This is a genomic window from Metapseudomonas phytobenefica, from assembly GCF_043392685.1.
Taxonomy (GTDB): Bacteria; Pseudomonadota; Gammaproteobacteria; order Pseudomonadales; family Pseudomonadaceae; genus Metapseudomonas.
Map to the genome: position 1 here is coordinate 70,956 of NZ_JBHZGM010000020.1, position 14,078 is coordinate 85,033.

The 14,078-nt window shown below is 66.4% G+C and carries 13 protein-coding genes; 5 read left to right on the forward strand and 8 right to left on the reverse strand.

Annotated features, from left to right (window positions below):
* Positions 1-31 precede the first annotated feature (31 nt).
* Positions 32-1,261 (forward strand): phosphoglycerate dehydrogenase, encoded by a 1,230-nt coding sequence (serA, locus tag ACFW0B_RS16745; protein WP_449150059.1) that lies wholly within the window; start codon positions 32-34, stop codon positions 1,259-1,261.
* Positions 1,262-1,536: 275 nt separating this feature from the next.
* A complete protein-coding gene (locus ACFW0B_RS16750; protein WP_449150061.1) occupies positions 1,537-2,067 on the forward strand; it encodes a transporter substrate-binding domain-containing protein in 531 nt (176 codons plus the stop codon).
* Between the two features lie 3 nt (positions 2,068-2,070).
* Here ACFW0B_RS16750 and ACFW0B_RS16755 read toward each other — a convergent pair whose 3' ends face one another.
* Both ACFW0B_RS16755 and ACFW0B_RS16760 read right to left on the reverse strand, forming a co-directional pair.
* Positions 2,071-2,562 (reverse strand): 2-thiouracil desulfurase family protein, encoded by a 492-nt coding sequence (locus ACFW0B_RS16755; RefSeq protein WP_449150063.1) that lies wholly within the window; start codon positions 2,560-2,562, stop codon positions 2,071-2,073.
* Positions 2,563-2,720: 158 nt separating this feature from the next.
* The gene (locus ACFW0B_RS16760) at positions 2,721-3,338 is read right to left on the reverse strand and encodes a 2OG-Fe(II) oxygenase (RefSeq protein WP_449150065.1); all 618 of its coding nucleotides are present in this window, start codon (positions 3,336-3,338) and stop codon (positions 2,721-2,723) included.
* A gap of 206 nt (positions 3,339-3,544) precedes the next feature.
* Between ACFW0B_RS16760 and ACFW0B_RS16765 the strand changes: the two genes are divergently transcribed.
* Positions 3,545-4,300 carry a hypothetical protein gene (locus ACFW0B_RS16765; RefSeq protein ID WP_449150067.1) on the forward strand — a complete coding sequence of 252 codons (756 nt, stop codon included), beginning with the start codon at positions 3,545-3,547 and terminating at the stop codon, positions 4,298-4,300.
* A gap of 67 nt (positions 4,301-4,367) precedes the next feature.
* On the opposite strand, the gene bipL is transcribed toward ACFW0B_RS16765, so the two are convergent.
* Positions 4,368-5,309 carry a phospholipase BipL gene (gene bipL, locus ACFW0B_RS16770; RefSeq protein ID WP_449150069.1) on the reverse strand — a complete coding sequence of 314 codons (942 nt, stop codon included), beginning with the start codon at positions 5,307-5,309 and terminating at the stop codon, positions 4,368-4,370.
* Between the two features lie 122 nt (positions 5,310-5,431).
* On the opposite strand from bipL, the gene ACFW0B_RS16775 reads away from it, so the two are divergent.
* Positions 5,432-6,007, forward strand: coding sequence for a DUF6436 domain-containing protein (locus tag ACFW0B_RS16775; protein ID WP_449150071.1), 576 nt, complete (start codon positions 5,432-5,434; stop codon positions 6,005-6,007).
* On the opposite strand, the gene ACFW0B_RS16780 is transcribed toward ACFW0B_RS16775, so the two are convergent.
* Positions 6,004-7,044: an AraC family transcriptional regulator gene (locus ACFW0B_RS16780; RefSeq protein WP_449150073.1), complete on the reverse strand. Its 1,041-nt coding sequence runs from the start codon at positions 7,042-7,044 to the stop codon at positions 6,004-6,006. The genes ACFW0B_RS16775 and ACFW0B_RS16780 overlap by 4 nt on opposite strands.
* A gap of 108 nt (positions 7,045-7,152) precedes the next feature.
* Here ACFW0B_RS16780 and ACFW0B_RS16785 point away from each other — a divergent pair, with 108 nt between their 5' ends.
* The gene (locus tag ACFW0B_RS16785) at positions 7,153-9,534 is read left to right on the forward strand and encodes a penicillin acylase family protein (RefSeq protein WP_449150075.1); all 2,382 of its coding nucleotides are present in this window, start codon (positions 7,153-7,155) and stop codon (positions 9,532-9,534) included.
* A gap of 104 nt (positions 9,535-9,638) precedes the next feature.
* Here the strand turns inward: ACFW0B_RS16785 and ACFW0B_RS16790 are convergent, their stop codons facing one another.
* The 4 genes from ACFW0B_RS16790 to ACFW0B_RS16805 all read right to left on the reverse strand — a co-directional run bounded on the left by ACFW0B_RS16790 (position 9,639) and on the right by ACFW0B_RS16805 (position 14,046).
* The gene (locus ACFW0B_RS16790; RefSeq protein WP_449150077.1) at positions 9,639-10,823 is read right to left on the reverse strand and encodes a trans-sulfuration enzyme family protein; all 1,185 of its coding nucleotides are present in this window, start codon (positions 10,821-10,823) and stop codon (positions 9,639-9,641) included.
* A complete protein-coding gene (locus tag ACFW0B_RS16795; RefSeq protein WP_449150079.1) occupies positions 10,820-12,199 on the reverse strand; it encodes a pyridoxal-phosphate dependent enzyme in 1,380 nt (459 codons plus the stop codon). Before ACFW0B_RS16795 ends, ACFW0B_RS16790 begins: the two co-directional genes overlap by 4 nt.
* A gap of 229 nt (positions 12,200-12,428) precedes the next feature.
* Positions 12,429-12,824 carry an NINE protein gene (locus ACFW0B_RS16800; RefSeq protein WP_449150081.1) on the reverse strand — a complete coding sequence of 132 codons (396 nt, stop codon included), beginning with the start codon at positions 12,822-12,824 and terminating at the stop codon, positions 12,429-12,431.
* 76 nt (positions 12,825-12,900) lie between these two features.
* Positions 12,901-14,046: a PilT/PilU family type 4a pilus ATPase gene (locus ACFW0B_RS16805; RefSeq protein WP_449150083.1), complete on the reverse strand. Its 1,146-nt coding sequence runs from the start codon at positions 14,044-14,046 to the stop codon at positions 12,901-12,903.
* Positions 14,047-14,078: the final 32 nt, after the last annotated feature.

The window sequence follows — 14,078 nt, forward strand, 5'->3', positions numbered from 1 at the left end:
GTCATTTTTACCGGGATACATAGGTACGCAGATGAGCAAGACCTCTCTCGAAAAGAGCAAGATCAAGTTCCTTCTCCTCGAAGGCGTTCACCAGAATGCCGTGGACACCCTGAAGGCCGCCGGTTACACCAACATCGAGTACCTCAAGGGCGCCCTCTCGGGTGACGAACTGAAAGAGAAGATCGCCGACGTCCACTTCATCGGCATCCGCTCCCGCACCCAGCTCACCGAAGAGGTGTTCGACTGCGCGAAGAAGCTCATCGCCGTCGGCTGCTTCTGCATCGGTACCAACCAGGTCAACCTCAATGCCGCCCGCGAGCGCGGTATCGCGGTGTTCAACGCCCCCTATTCCAACACCCGTTCGGTAGCCGAACTGGTGCTGGCCGAGGCCATCCTGCTGCTGCGCGGCATTCCGGAGAAGAACGCCTCCTGCCACCGCGGCGGCTGGATCAAGTCCGCGGCCAACTCCTTCGAAATCCGCGGCAAGAAGCTGGGTATCGTCGGCTACGGCTCCATCGGCACCCAGCTGTCGGTACTGGCCGAAGCCCTCGGCATGCAGGTGTTCTTCTATGACACCGTGACCAAGCTGCCGCTGGGCAACGCCACCCAGGTGGGCAGCCTGCACGAGCTGCTGGGCATGTCCGACATCGTCTCCCTGCACGTACCCGAGCTGCCGTCCACCCAGTGGATGATCGGTGAAAAGGAAATCCGCGCCATGAAGAAGGGCGGCATCCTGATCAACGCCGCCCGCGGCACCGTGGTGAAGCTGGACGCCCTGGCCGAGGCCATCAAGGACGAGCACCTGATCGGCGCCGCCATCGACGTGTTCCCGGTCGAACCCAAGTCCAACGACGAGGAGTTCGAGAGCCCGCTGCGCGGCCTGGATCGCGTGATCCTGACCCCGCACATCGGTGGTTCTACCGCCGAAGCCCAGGCCAACATCGGCCTGGAAGTGGCCGAGAAGCTGGTCAAGTACAGCGACAACGGTACTTCGGTGTCCTCCGTGAACTTCCCGGAAGTGGCGCTGCCGTCCCACCCGGGCAAGCACCGTCTGCTGCACATCCACCGCAACGTGCCGGGCGTGATGAGCAACATCAACAAGGTGTTCGCCGACAATGGCATCAACATCTCCGGCCAGTATCTGCAGACCGACGACAAGGTCGGCTATGTCGTGATCGACGTCGATGCCGAGTACTCGGACCTCGCTCTGGAAAAACTCCAGCAGGTGAATGGCACGATCCGCAGCCGCGTCCTCTTCTAAGACGGGGAGCTGCTGGCGGATTTTGCAGGACATGAAAAAAGGAGGCCCCGGCCTCCTTTTTTCTGCCTGCGAGAAAGGTAGGGTGATTCGCGGGCTACACAACCCAGCCTGCTTCTTCCTGAACATCAAGGCCGCCTTCCCCGGGAAAGCGCGATGAGCCTTTTTTGTGAGCGAGACGCCAGACTCCATGCAACCGAACAGGTTCACTCGCTGTCCGAGCAACGCGCTGCGCCCGCGTCAGCCGAAAAAACCATAACGAAACGAGGAAGTTCCCGATGCGCCTGCTGTACTGCCTGCCCGCCCTGTTTGCCCTGCTGAGCCCCCTGGCCCAGGCCGAACTGCTCGACGATGTCTGGGAACGCGGCAGCCTGCGCATCGCCCTCGAAGACAACAACCCGCCCTACAGCTACCGCGAAGACGGCAGGCTGACCGGCTTCGGCGTGGAGCTGGGCCGCGCCCTGGCGGCGGAGTTGAACGTGGACGCGGACTTCGTGGCGGACGACGACGGCAAGATGCTCGAAGGCCTGCAGAGCGGCCGCTACGACATCGCCCTGGAGCCGCTCGCAGAACCGGGCGAGGCCACCCTGGAATTCAGCGAGCCCTACGTCTTTCCCCAGGCCGGGGCCGAAGGCGACAGTGGCGCGGGGCAACCCATGGCGATTCCCTTCCAGAAGGGCAACCCGGCATTTCGCGACAGCCTCAACCGTGCGCTGGCCAAGTTGCGCAGCGAAGGCAGGCTGGGCGAACTCTCGGCGCAGTGGCTGGGCAAGGATCTCAGTCGCCCGGCTGCGGCCGGTTCACGCTGAACCTCAGGCCTCGTCCAGTTCGGCCAAGCGCGCGGCGGCCTCGGCCAACTCTTCTTCGCTGAACACCTCGACCCCGGCGCGACGCAGGGCCGCGGCGGTCACCCCCTCACCCGCGACGCGCACGCCGCTGAACGTGCCGTCGTAGTTCTCCTTGTTGCCGCAGGATGGGCTGCGCGATTTGAGCAGCGCGATGCGAATACCGTGAGCCGCAACCAGTTCCAGGGCGATGCGCGCCCCGGCGACGAATTCGGCGGTCACGTCCTGGCCAGCGTCGGTAAGCACCGGCAATTCACCGTCCAGCACCGCGGCGCCGCGTCCACCGGCGATCTCCGCTGGTGCGCGCGGGGTTGGCAGGCCGCCCGCCACTTCCGGGCAGAGCGGCACGATGCGCCCCTCCGCCTGCCAGCGCTCCAGCAGGCCGAAGGGCCCATGGGCGCCGCCGTCGTAGCGCACGCGCTGCCCGAGCAGGCAGCGGCTGACCAGAATCTTCTGCATCGTCTTCTCCAGAAGAGCATCTTGGCGGTAACGCCAGTGGCACCGGTACGGACCGGGCTCTGATCGAAGGGATTGCCTGGGCCGGGCAACTGCCAAGCCGGTCAAAGAGGCAGGCGACGAACTTCCCCATCCTTGGGCGGGAAGCGCCCGGAGCAGGGCTAGAGCGGACCACCCCGCCGGCGGAACCAGCCGGCGATGGACATGCGCTCGCGGCTCGCCGGCAAAACCTCATGGGGCAGTTCGGCGGACAGGAACACCACCAGGCTGCCGCCCTCGGGGAGCACGTCCCGCTCGCCCTCGGCCAGGTAGAGGCGCAGGGCGCCACCCTGCTCCGCCTGCCAGTCGGCGTTCAGATAGGCCACCACCGACACCGTGCGGCGGTCGTCGTCACGGAAGCGGTCCAGGTGCTTCTGGTAGAAGGCGCCGGGCGGGTAGAGGGCGAAGTGGCACTCGAAGTCTTCCAGCCCGAGGTAAAGTTCCAGGTTGAGACGCTGGCGCAGTTCATCCATCAGCGCCAGGTAGGCATCGCTGGCGGCCGACTGGCCGGGCTCCAGCCAGTGGATACGGTCGCCGCGCACCCCCTCGCGAACCTGCTGTCCCTCGCCGCGTCCCACAGATGCCGGCGCAAGGCTCCCGGCGGCGGAGCGCACGCGGCACTCTTCGGCGAGATTGGCGGTGAGTTCGGCAGGGAGCGCCAGGCGCTGATGGGACCAGCCCTGGTTGGCCAGGTCGTCGACGATCAGGGTGGTCAGCGGGGATTCGGGAAATGAAGTCATGATGGCGGAATTCTACCAGCGACCAGGAATTCGCCCACATGACTTGCAGCAGTTTCCGACACCTCGACAATAAAGCCCGAGTCCGCTGAGAATAGCCGCACGTTCAATCCCGCACTGCCCGCCCGCCGCCACCGCCTTCCCCACCGAACCGATGCCATCCGCGTGGGTCCGATACGAATTGCGGACTGCGTCATCCAGGAGATTTCATGCGCCTGCTCTTCGCCATCACCCTCCTCCTCTTCGGTTTGCCCGCCCTGGCCGACGAGCACACCGACCTCTATCAGGCAGCCGGCTGGCCGGAGCAGCGCGCGCACTTCAACGACGCCCTCACAGCGGCCCAGCAGCGCTACCAGAAAACCTTGCCGCCAGCGGTCTACCAGGCCCTGGTGGACAACAGCAATCGCCGCTTCCAGCCCCAGGCCATCGACCAGCGGGCCCAGGTCGCGCTGCGCAATCAGCTTCAGGACCCGCGCCCGGCGCTGGCCTTCTTCCAGTCGCCGCTGGGCAAGAAGATCATCGCTGCAGAAACCCTGGCCACCCGCCGCGACCAGTTGGCCCAGCACGTCAACGGGCTGCCGCGCATCGAGGCCGAGGCCACCCGCCGCCTGCTGATTCGCCACCTGTCCCAGGCCCTGCCGGCCCGCGAAGCCGGCGCCGAAGTCAGCCTGGCGCTGGCCGGAGTCGCAGCCGACAGCCTGAGCCAGATGCTTCCCGGCCTGCTCGGCAACGGTCAGGCACAAGGCATGATCGATGGCCAGCGCCAGCGGCTGATGGAGCAGATCGGCAACGACCTGGATAACACCCTGCTCTACGTCTACCGCGACCTTTCCGACCCGGAACTGGAAGAGTTCGTCACCTTCGCCGAATCCGCTGAAGGCAAGGCCTATTACCAGGCTGCCCTGGCCGCCGTGCGCGCCGGCCTTGCCGTGGGCCAGGACGCCTCGGCCCAACAGGGCCTCTGAAGCCCTCAGTAGGATGGGTAGAGGAACGAAACCCATCGAGATCGATCCATCCTGCGGCGCCTTGACCTCAGTCCAGGCGTTCGCGCAGAAAACCGAAGTACCGCTCCCGATAGGCCGGCGCCTCGTTCACCAGATGGTGGCCGGCCCCCTCCAGCATCAGCACCTCCGGCTGGTCGAACTTCTCCGCCAGCACCCTGAGGTTGTGCTGCCAGTCCACCGTCATGTCGCCATCACCCTGGATCACCAGCGGCCGCCGCGAACTGCGCGGCGCCCGCTCGATGCGCGGCACCCAGCGCGCCAGCGCGCCGACCCAGGCGGTGGGCAGGGTCTGCGGCTGCAGCGGGTCCTTGTGATGGACGAACTCGATGAACTCGGCGTCGCTGGAGTTGACGCTGAAACGCCGTGGAATGCTTTCGACGAAGTGCCGCATCAACTGGTAGCTGAACTTCGACCAGCCCCAGGAACGCGGACGCACCAATGGCGCGAACAGCAGGGTCTCGCCCAGTTCCGGACGCGGCGTGCCGGTCAGCAGGTAATCCAGCAGGATGGCGCCACCGGTGCTCTGCCCGGCCAGGTGCCAGGGTTGCGGAAGGTCCAGGGCCGCCGCCTCGCCCAGCAGGGCCTGGAGCGCGGCCTGGTATTCGGCGAAGTCGCCAATACTGGCGCGCGCACCGCTGGACAGCCCATGACCGGGCAGGTCGCAGGCAATCACCGCGAACCCCATGCCCAGTGCCCACTCCACCAGATGGCCATAGAGCCCCATGTGGTCGTAGTAGCCGTGCAGCATTACCAGGCTGGCGCGTGCATCGGGCGGCAACCAGAGCTGGGTGACCAGCGTATAGCCGGCCGCCTCGACGCAGCCCAGGCGCGCCTGCACGCCGGGAATGCGAGAGGCGAAGTCCAGCCGGTAGAACGCACGATAGCTCTGGGCCTGGCGCAGGTCGGCGGCGCCTGCGGCCAAGGGTCGCAACAGCGAACGCAGGAGATCGGGCTGGAACGGGTCTGACATCGGGCTTTCCCTGAAATGGAGCAAGGCTATCCGCAGGACCGCCTGGGGTCCTGGCCGGCTGCCGATATTCTGCTGCCCGGCGCAACGTGGCAAGCTACGCGCCCCTGCACAGGCCCATATCCATGCGTGCATTCAAGCCCAAGACCCTGATCACCAGCTTCGCCCTCCTCGCCTGCGTCGGCGCCATCATGCTGGCTCTGCGCTGGTACGAGTCGCGCTACGTCCGCCCCTTCAACGCCCAAGCCACGGTGTTCTCCGGCGAACAACTGCGCCTGCCGGCCGAACTCGCCGGGCCGGGGCCGATCCGTCTGGTGCACTTCTGGGACCCGGCCTGCCCCTGCAACGCCGGCAATCAGCAGCACCTGGCCGAACTGATCGAGCGTTTCGCGCACCAGGGCGTGACCTTCCACGCCTTGCAGAAGCCGGGCAGCAAGGGCCAGCTGCCGCCGGGTCTGGAAGCCCTGCAGCCACTGGCCGAAGTACCGGGTGCCGAAGGCTTGCCGGCGGTGCCCGCCGTGGGCATCTGGGACCGCGAAGGCCGCCTCGCCTACTTCGGCCCGTACAGCGAAGGCGCGGTGTGCAATTCGGCCAACAGCTTCATCGAACCCATCCTCGAAGCCCTGATCGACAACCGCCCGGTGAGCGCCAGCAGCACCCTGGCGGCGGGCTGCTTCTGCGCCTGGAACGAGCCGTCCTAGACCGCGTTCAGGCGCGCCCTATAAACCTCCGGCGGCATGCCGTACCAGCGGCGAAAGGCCCGGTAGAACGGCGACAGCTCGGAGAATCCGCAGGCGCGCGCCACCTCGCGCATCGCCTTGCCCTCCCGCAGCAGCTCCACCGCACGTAGCTGCTGCACCGACTCGCGCACCCCGCGCAGCGTGCTGCCCTGCGCCGCCAGGGCGCGCTGCAGGCTACCCGCGCCAAGCCCCAGCTCCGCCGCGCAAGCCTCCAGCGAGCAGTCCGCCTGGCCCAGGCGCACCCCCAGCAGGTAGCGCAGGCGATTGAGCAGGTCATTGCCGGCCAGCGCCTCCAGTTGCGCCTCGGCATGTCGCCAGAGCAACTGGTGCAGCTCGGGATTGGCGGTACGCGACGGACGTTTCAGCAGGGACGCCGGGAACAGCAGTGCGTCGTGCTCGCAGCCGAATTCCGGCAACAGGCCGAACAGCCGCTGGTGCTCGCTCACCCGTGCCGGCCGGGAGTGGCGGAATTGCACGCCCTCCAGGCGGAACTCGCCATCGGTGATGAAGCCCAGCAGCTTGGCGAACAGCAGCGCCAGGCACTCCATCTGCTGGCGCAGGGAGGAGAACCCCAGGTAATTGAGGTCAAGCACCAGCCGGGCCTGCGCGCCTTCGCTCCGCAGCTGGGCAACGAAGCCGCCGGAAAGGATGTGCTGGAAACGCAGGAAGCTCGCCAGCGCCTCGGCAAGATCACGGCTGGCCAGCAGCAGGTAGCCCACCACATCGAGCAGGCGCGGCTTCATGACCTCGCCCAGATGCAGCCCGATATCGGGGTCGCCGATCAATGCGTCGGCGGCCAGCCAGAACTGCGGCGCATCGTCGTGGCGCAGGCGGCCGTCCACCGGTGGCGGCCCCGGGCGACGGTGCTGGTTCACGCCCTGGTAGATGCGCCCCGGATCGAGGCCCAGCTCGGCCAGCGCCTCATAGAGCAGGCGTCGCAGCGTGGCCGAATGGGTCAGCGGGGCGAAGCTGGAGGCATCGGGTTCGACGGTGGGCATGGCGGCTCCTCGGAATTGACCGAAGACTTTCAGCTCGCACGTCTCCGGTCAATGCCCGCCAGGTTCCGCTTGGGGAGAATGCGGCGACCACAACAAGGAGAACCGTGCATGAAACGCACCCTGACCGCCCTGGCCGTCATCGTCGCCGCTGTCGCCGGCGGCGCTGTCTGGTACAGCGAAAGCAAGAAGCCGCTGCGCGACGGCGAACTTTCCCTGGCCCATCTCCAGACCCCGGTGACCATCCGCTACGACGAGCGAGGCGTGCCGCACATCCAGGCTGGCAACGAAGCCGATATGTACCGCGCCCTGGGTTTCGTCCACGCCCAGGACCGCCTGTTCCAGATGGAAATGCTGCGCCGCCTGGCGCGCGGCGAGCTGGCCGAAGTCCTCGGCGCCCGCCTGGTGGACACCGACCGCCTGTTCCGCACCCTGGGGATTCGCGCCCACGCCGACGAATACGCCCGCAAGATGGACCAGGACAGCCCTGCGACCAAGGCCCTGCAGGCCTATCTCGACGGCATCAACCAGTGCCAGGACAGCCGGCCGGCGCCGGTGGAGTTCGACCTGCTGGGCATCGAGAAGCGCCCCTTCACGGTCGCCGACACCCTTTCCGTCGCCGGCTACATGGCCTACAGCTTCGCCGCCGCGTTTCGCACCGAACCGGTGCTCACCTATGTGCGCGACGAACTGGGCGCCGACTACCTGAAAACCTTCGACCTCGACTGGCACCCCGAAGGCGTGCTCGGCCAGCCGCTGGCCACGGGGGACTGGCAGGACCTCAACCGCCTCGCGCATCTCAGTCAGCAGGCCCTGGTCGAAGCCGGCCTGCCGCAGTTCGAGGGCAGCAACGCCTGGGCCGTATCCGGCAGCCGCACCGCCAGCGGCAAGCCGCTCTTGGCCGGCGACCCGCATATCCGCTTCGCCGTGCCGGCGGTGTGGTACGAGGCGCAGCTGAGCTACCCGGGCTTCGAACTCTACGGCCACCACCAGGCCCTGAACCCGGTCGCCTCCCTCGGACACAACCGCGAGTTCGCCTGGAGCCTGACCATGTTCCAGAACGACGACCTCGACCTGATCGCCGAGAAGATCAATCCGGACAACCCGGACCAGGTCTGGTACCAGGGCCAGTGGGTGAACCTGGAAAGCCGCGAGGAGACCATCCAGGTCAAGGACGGCGAACCGGTGAAGCTGACCCTGCGCCGTTCGCCCCACGGCCCCATCATCAACGACGCACTGGGCGCGGCCGCCGGCAAGACACCGATCGCCATGTGGTGGGCCTTCCTGGAAACCGAGAACCCGATCCTCGATGCCTTCTACCAGCTCAACCGCGCCGACAGCCTGGACAAGGCCCGCTCCGCCGTGAAGAAGATCCACTCCCCCGGCCTGAACGTGATCTGGACCGGCGCCAGCGGCGACATTGGCTGGTGGGCGTCGGCCAAACTGCCACAGCGCCCGGAAGGTGTGAACCCTGCGTTCATCCTCGACGGCAGCACCGCCGAGGCGGACAAGCCCGGCTACCTGCCCTTCAGCGCCAACCCCCAGGAGGAAAACCCCGAGCGCGGCTACATCGTCTCTGCCAACCACCAGCCGCTGTCGCCCACCGGCGTCGCCATTCCCGGCTACTACAACGTGGCGGATCGCGGCCAGCGCCTGAATGAGCGCCTCGCCCAGACCGGAGTGAAGTGGGATGTGCAGAACAGCCAGGCGCTACAACTGGATACCGGCACCGGCTATGGCCCGCGCCTGCTGGCGCCGCTGCTTGACGAGTTGCGTGCAGCCGCCACCGACGAGCGTGAGAAGGCCCTGGTGGAACAACTGGCGGGGTGGGACGGCGACCACAAGCTGGATTCGATTCCCGCCACCCTGTTCAACCAGCTCACCTACGAACTGGCCAGGGCCGCCATGCACGACGAACTGGGTGATGCCTTCTTCGACAGCCTGCTGCAGACCCGCGTGCTCGATACCGCCCTGCCGCGCCTGACCGCCGACGCCAGCTCGCCCTGGTGGGACAAGCGCGATACGGCAGAGAAGGAAAGCCGCGCGGACGTGGTCAAGGCCGCCTGGCAGGCCAGCCTGGCGCACCTGAAGAAGACCCTGGGCGAGGACAGCGCGAAATGGCAATGGGGCAACTCCCATACCCTGACCAACAACCATCCACTGGGGCAGCAGAAGCCTCTGGATAGGCTGTTCAACGTCGGCCCCTTCGCCTCCCCGGGTGGCCACGAAATGCCCAACAACCTGTCCCACCGCATCAGCCCGGCCCCCTGGGGAGTGATCTACGGTCCCTCCACCCGCCGCCTGGTGGACATGGCCGACGCCGAGCATGCCCTGGGCATCAACCCGGTAGGCCAGAGCGGCGTGCCCTTCGACCGCCACTACGACGACCAGGCCGAGGCCTATATGCGCGGCGAATACCTGCCGATGCACTTTGCCGAGGATGAGGTGAAAGCCAATAGCCAGGAGGTGCTGACGCTGACGCCTGACAGTTGAGGCGCGGGGATACCCCCTCTCCCCCGGCCCCTCTCCCTTCAGGGAGAGGGTTGGGGAGAGGGGAAAAATTCAGACGGCGCAGCAACTGACCCGAAGTTCGCTGTTCAAATCCTCTCCAACGCCTGCGCCAGATCCGCGCGCAGGTCGTCCACGTCCTCCACCCCCACCGACAGCCGCACCAGCGAATCGCCGATGCCCAGTTCCGCGCGGATCTCCGCCGGGATGCTGGCGTGGGTCATGATCGCCGGGTGTTCGATCAGGCTTTCCACACCGCCCAGGCTCTCGGCCAGGGTGAAGATGCGCACCGCCTCGAGGAATCGCCGGGTACCCGCCAGGTCGCTCCGCAGGTCGAGGGAGATCATGCCGCCGTAGCCGTGCATCTGCCGCCGCGCCAGGGCGTGCTGCGGGTGGGACTGCAGGCCGGGGTAGTAGACCCGCGCCACCTGCGGCTGCTGCTCCAGCCAGTAGGCCAGCTCGAGGGCGTTGTGGCAGTGGCGCTCCATGCGCAACGCCAGGGTCTTCACCCCGCGCAGGGTGAGAAAGGCATCGAAGGGCCCGGCGATGGCGCCCACCGCGTTCTGCAGGAAGCCCAGGCGCTCGCGCAGCAGGTCGCAGCGGCTGTCGGCGGAAACGACGGCGATGCCGCCGATCACATCGGAGTGGCCATTGAGGTACTTGGTGGTCGAGTGCACCACCAGGTCGAAGCCCAGTTCCAGAGGCCGCTGCACCCAGGGGCTGGCGAAGGTGTTGTCCGCCACCAGGATGATGCCCCGCCCCTGGCACAGCTCGACGATGGCTTCCAGGTCGGCCAGGCGCAGCAGCGGGTTGCTCGGGGTTTCCACCCAGAGCATGCGGGTATCGTCCCGGATCGCTGCACGAATGGCGTCGATATCGCTGAAGTCGACGAAGCTGAACCTGTGCCCGGCGCTAATCCGCCGCACCCGCTCGAACAGGCGGAAGGTACCGCCGTAGAGATCATTGCTGGCAACTATGTGGGAGCCGCTGTCGAGCAGCTCCAGCACCGTGGAAATGGCCGCCAGCCCGGAGGCGAAGGCGAAGGCCTGAGCGCCGCCTTCCAGATCCGCGACGCAGCGCTCCAGGGCCCAGCGCGTGGGGTTGTGGGAACGGCCGTAATCCAGCCCCTTGTGTACGCCCGGGCTTTGCTGGGCATAGGTGGAGTTGGCGTAGATCGGCGGCATGATGGCCCCGGTGGACGGGTCCGGGGTCTGGCCGGCGTGGATGACGCGGGTGGCGAAGGCACGTGATTCGGTATCGTCCTGCTGGCTCATGCAAGGGTCCTCCGCAGGTGATTGAGCAGGTCTGAGCGGGTGATCAGGCCGTGGAATCCGGCAGAGTCGGCGATGATGGCGACCAGGCCGCGGTCCAGCTCTTCCTGCAGTTCAGCCAGGCTGGCGTCCGGTGCCAGGGTCTCCAGGCGCGTGGTCATGACGCTCGCCACCGGCTGGCGGAAGTGCGTGGCGTCGGCATGCACGCCGAGCAGGATGTCCGATTCGTCCACCACCCCCACCAGTTTCCCGTCGCTCAGCACCGGCAGTTGCGAGACATCCGCCAGGCGCATGCGCTGGAAGGCGGTGAGCAAGGTGTCGTCCGGCCCCACGCTGATCACCCGGCCGTCCTCGTAGCGCCGCGCGATGATGTCGCGCAGGTCGCCGTAGCGCTTGCGTGCCAGCAGGCCCTGGTCGGTCATCCACTGGTCGTTGTAGACCTTCGACAGGTAGCGGGTGCCGGTATCGCAGACGAAGCTGACCACTCGCTTCGGCGTCTTCTGCTCGCGGCAGTAACGCAGCGCCGCCGCCAGCAGGGTGCCGGTGGAGGAGCCGCCGGGAATGCCCTCGGCGCGCAACAGCTCGCGGGCGTGGGCGAAGCTCTCCTCGTCGCTGATGGAATAGGCGTGGCGCACGCTGGAAAGGTCGGCGATGCCGGGGATGAAGTCTTCGCCAATGCCCTCCACCGCCCAGGAGCCGACGGGCCCCAGCGTGCCGCAGCGCACGTACTCGGCCATCACCGACCCCACCGGGTCGGCCAGGATCATTTCCAGATCGGGCTGCACCCGGCGGAAATAACGGGTCAGGCCGGTGAGGGTGCCCGCCGAGCCGACGCCGACGACGATGGCGTCCACGTCCTGCCCGGTCTGCTGCCAGATCTCCGGGCCGGTGGTGCTCTCGTGGGCCAGGGGATTGGCCGGGTTGTTGAATTGGTCGGCGAAGAAGGCATCGGGAATCTGCGCCGCCAGGCGGCCGGCCAGGTCCTGGTAGTACTCCGGGTGCCCCTTGCCGACATCGGAGCGGGTGATGTGCACTTCGGCGCCCATGGCCTTGAGGTGCAGCACCTTCTCGGTGGACATCTTGTCCGGCACCACCAGCACCACCCGATAGCCCTTGGCGCGCCCCACCAGGGCCAGCCCCAGGCCAGTGTTGCCGGCGGTGGCCTCGACTATGGTGCCGCCGGGCTTGAGCCGGCCATCACGCTCGGCGCTGTTGATCATGGCGACGCCGATGCGGTCCTTGATCGAACCGCCGGGGTTCTGGGATTCGAGCTTCAGGAACAGGGTGCAGAGGCCGGTATCGAAGCGGGTGACCCGCACCAGCGGGGTATTGCCGATCAGGTCGAGGACTGCGGGACGAACATCTTTGACACTGTTCATGGCGTCACCTCCTTGCGCGACCAGGCAGGGGGGGCGAAGCAGGCGCCCCACGCTGGAACATAGGCCGCGGGGCGCAGTGCCGCCACGGGTTCCGACGAAGGGGGCAGGCCGAGGGGAATTGATCCTGTGGGGGCGAATTCATTCGCGCAGCGTCCCCGGCAAGGCTTGCAGGCCGGACCTGGCGGTCCGGTTAGCGCATGAATTCGCCCCCACAAGGAAAAGCGCAGGCTCAACGGGCGTTGAGCACCGACACCTGGGTATTCAGAGTCCAGAAGTCATAGAGCACGCCGATCAGGAAGAAGCCGCCGGTGAGCAGGTAGAGGATGCCGCTGATCCACTTGCCCTGGTACATGCGGTGTACGCCGAAGACGCCGAGGAAGGTCAGCAGGATCCAGGCGACATTGTAGTCGTACTGGCCAGAGTTGAAACGCAGGGACGCTTCGCGGTCCATGGCCGGGATCAGGAACAGGTCGATGATCCAGCCGATGAAGAACAAGCCCAGGGTGAAGAACCAGATGGTGCCGGTCACCGGCTTGCCGTAGTAGAAGCGGTGGGAACCGAGGAATCCGAAAATCCAGAGCAGGTAGCCGATGACCTTGCTGTGGGTGTCCTGACGGGTGTTCATGCTGCCTCCTGCAGGTGTGTGTGAATCGCGGACAAGAAGAAGCCCGCGTGAGCGGGCTTGTTCATGGAGCGCAAGCTTAGCGGAAGCGGCGCCCCGGGTCTTCTTCGGACACTTGCAGCGACAGGCCGTCGCTCATGTGCTGCAGGTGTTCGCCATCGGTTTCCGAGCCGAGCTTGATCATCAGGCGCAGGTCGTTGGCCGAGTCGGCGTAGAGCAGCGCGTCTTCGTAGGTGATCTCGCCCTGGGAATAGAGGTTGTACAGCGCCTGGTCGAAGGTCTGCATGCCGTGCTCGGTGGAGCGCTTCATCAGGGGCTTGAGTTCGTTCACCTCGCCCTTGCGGATCAGGTCGGCGACCAGCGGGGTATTGATCAGCACTTCGATCACCGCGCGGCGGCCCTTGCCGTCGGGGGTCGGCACCAGTTGCTGGGCGACGATGGCCTTGAGGTTCAGCGACAGGTCCATCCACACCTGCTGCTGCCGGTCAGCGGGGAAGAAGTTGATGATGCGGTCCAGCGCCTGGTTGGCGTTGTTGGCGTGCAGGGTAGCCAGGCACAGGTGGCCGGTTTCGGCGAAGGCGATGGCGTGGTCCATGGTCTCGCGGGTCCGCACCTCGCCGATCAGGATCACGTCCGGCGCCTGGCGCAGGGTGTTCTTCAGGGCCACTTCGAAGGATTCGGTGTCGATGCCCACTTCACGCTGGGTGACGATGCAGTTCTGGTGCTGGTGGATGAACTCGATCGGGTCCTCGATGGAGATGATGTGGCCGCTGCTGTTCTTGTTGCGGTGGCCGATCATCGCCGCCAGGGAAGTGGACTTGCCGGTACCGGTGGCGCCGACGAAAAGCACCAGGCCGCGCTTGGTCATCGCCAACTTCTTGAGGATTTCCGGCAGCCTGAGCTCGTCGATGGTGGGAATGTTGGTCTCGATCCGACGCAGCACCATGCCCACCAGGTTGCGCTGGTAGAAAGCACTGACGCGGAAGCGGCCAATGCCCCGCGCGCTGATGGCGAAGTTGCACTCGTGGCGCTCGGCGAATTCCCGGCGCTGCTGTTCGTTCATCACACCCAGCACGGTTTCCCGCGTCATTTCCGGCGACATGGGGTTCTTGGTCACCGGCATGATCTTGCCGTTTACCTTCATCGACGCCGGCACACCTGCCGTGATGAAGAGATCGGAAGCACTTTTTTCCACCATCAGGCGCAACAGTTTCTCGAATTCCATGGTGTTCTCGCTGCTCGGTGTCGACGCCGTTC

Excerpts from the sequence above, each read along its gene's own strand:
- serA (WP_449150059.1), top strand. The coding sequence starts at position 32 with ATGAGCAAGACCTCTCTCGAAAAGAGCAAGATCAAGTTCCTTCTCCTC.
- ACFW0B_RS16750 (WP_449150061.1), top strand. The coding sequence starts at position 1,537 with ATGCGCCTGCTGTACTGCCTGCCCGCCCTGTTTGCCCTGCTGAGCCCC.
- ACFW0B_RS16755 (WP_449150063.1), bottom strand. The coding sequence starts at position 2,562 with ATGCAGAAGATTCTGGTCAGCCGCTGCCTGCTCGGGCAGCGCGTGCGC.
- ACFW0B_RS16760 (WP_449150065.1), bottom strand. The coding sequence starts at position 3,338 with ATGACTTCATTTCCCGAATCCCCGCTGACCACCCTGATCGTCGACGAC.
- ACFW0B_RS16765 (WP_449150067.1), top strand. The coding sequence starts at position 3,545 with ATGCGCCTGCTCTTCGCCATCACCCTCCTCCTCTTCGGTTTGCCCGCC.
- bipL (WP_449150069.1), bottom strand. The coding sequence starts at position 5,309 with ATGTCAGACCCGTTCCAGCCCGATCTCCTGCGTTCGCTGTTGCGACCC.
- ACFW0B_RS16775 (WP_449150071.1), top strand. The coding sequence starts at position 5,432 with ATGCGTGCATTCAAGCCCAAGACCCTGATCACCAGCTTCGCCCTCCTC.
- ACFW0B_RS16780 (WP_449150073.1), bottom strand. The coding sequence starts at position 7,044 with ATGCCCACCGTCGAACCCGATGCCTCCAGCTTCGCCCCGCTGACCCAT.
- ACFW0B_RS16785 (WP_449150075.1), top strand. The coding sequence starts at position 7,153 with ATGAAACGCACCCTGACCGCCCTGGCCGTCATCGTCGCCGCTGTCGCC.
- ACFW0B_RS16790 (WP_449150077.1), bottom strand. The coding sequence starts at position 10,823 with ATGAGCCAGCAGGACGATACCGAATCACGTGCCTTCGCCACCCGCGTC.
- ACFW0B_RS16795 (WP_449150079.1), bottom strand. The coding sequence starts at position 12,199 with ATGAACAGTGTCAAAGATGTTCGTCCCGCAGTCCTCGACCTGATCGGC.
- ACFW0B_RS16800 (WP_449150081.1), bottom strand. The coding sequence starts at position 12,824 with ATGAACACCCGTCAGGACACCCACAGCAAGGTCATCGGCTACCTGCTC.
- ACFW0B_RS16805 (WP_449150083.1), bottom strand. The coding sequence starts at position 14,046 with ATGGAATTCGAGAAACTGTTGCGCCTGATGGTGGAAAAAAGTGCTTCC.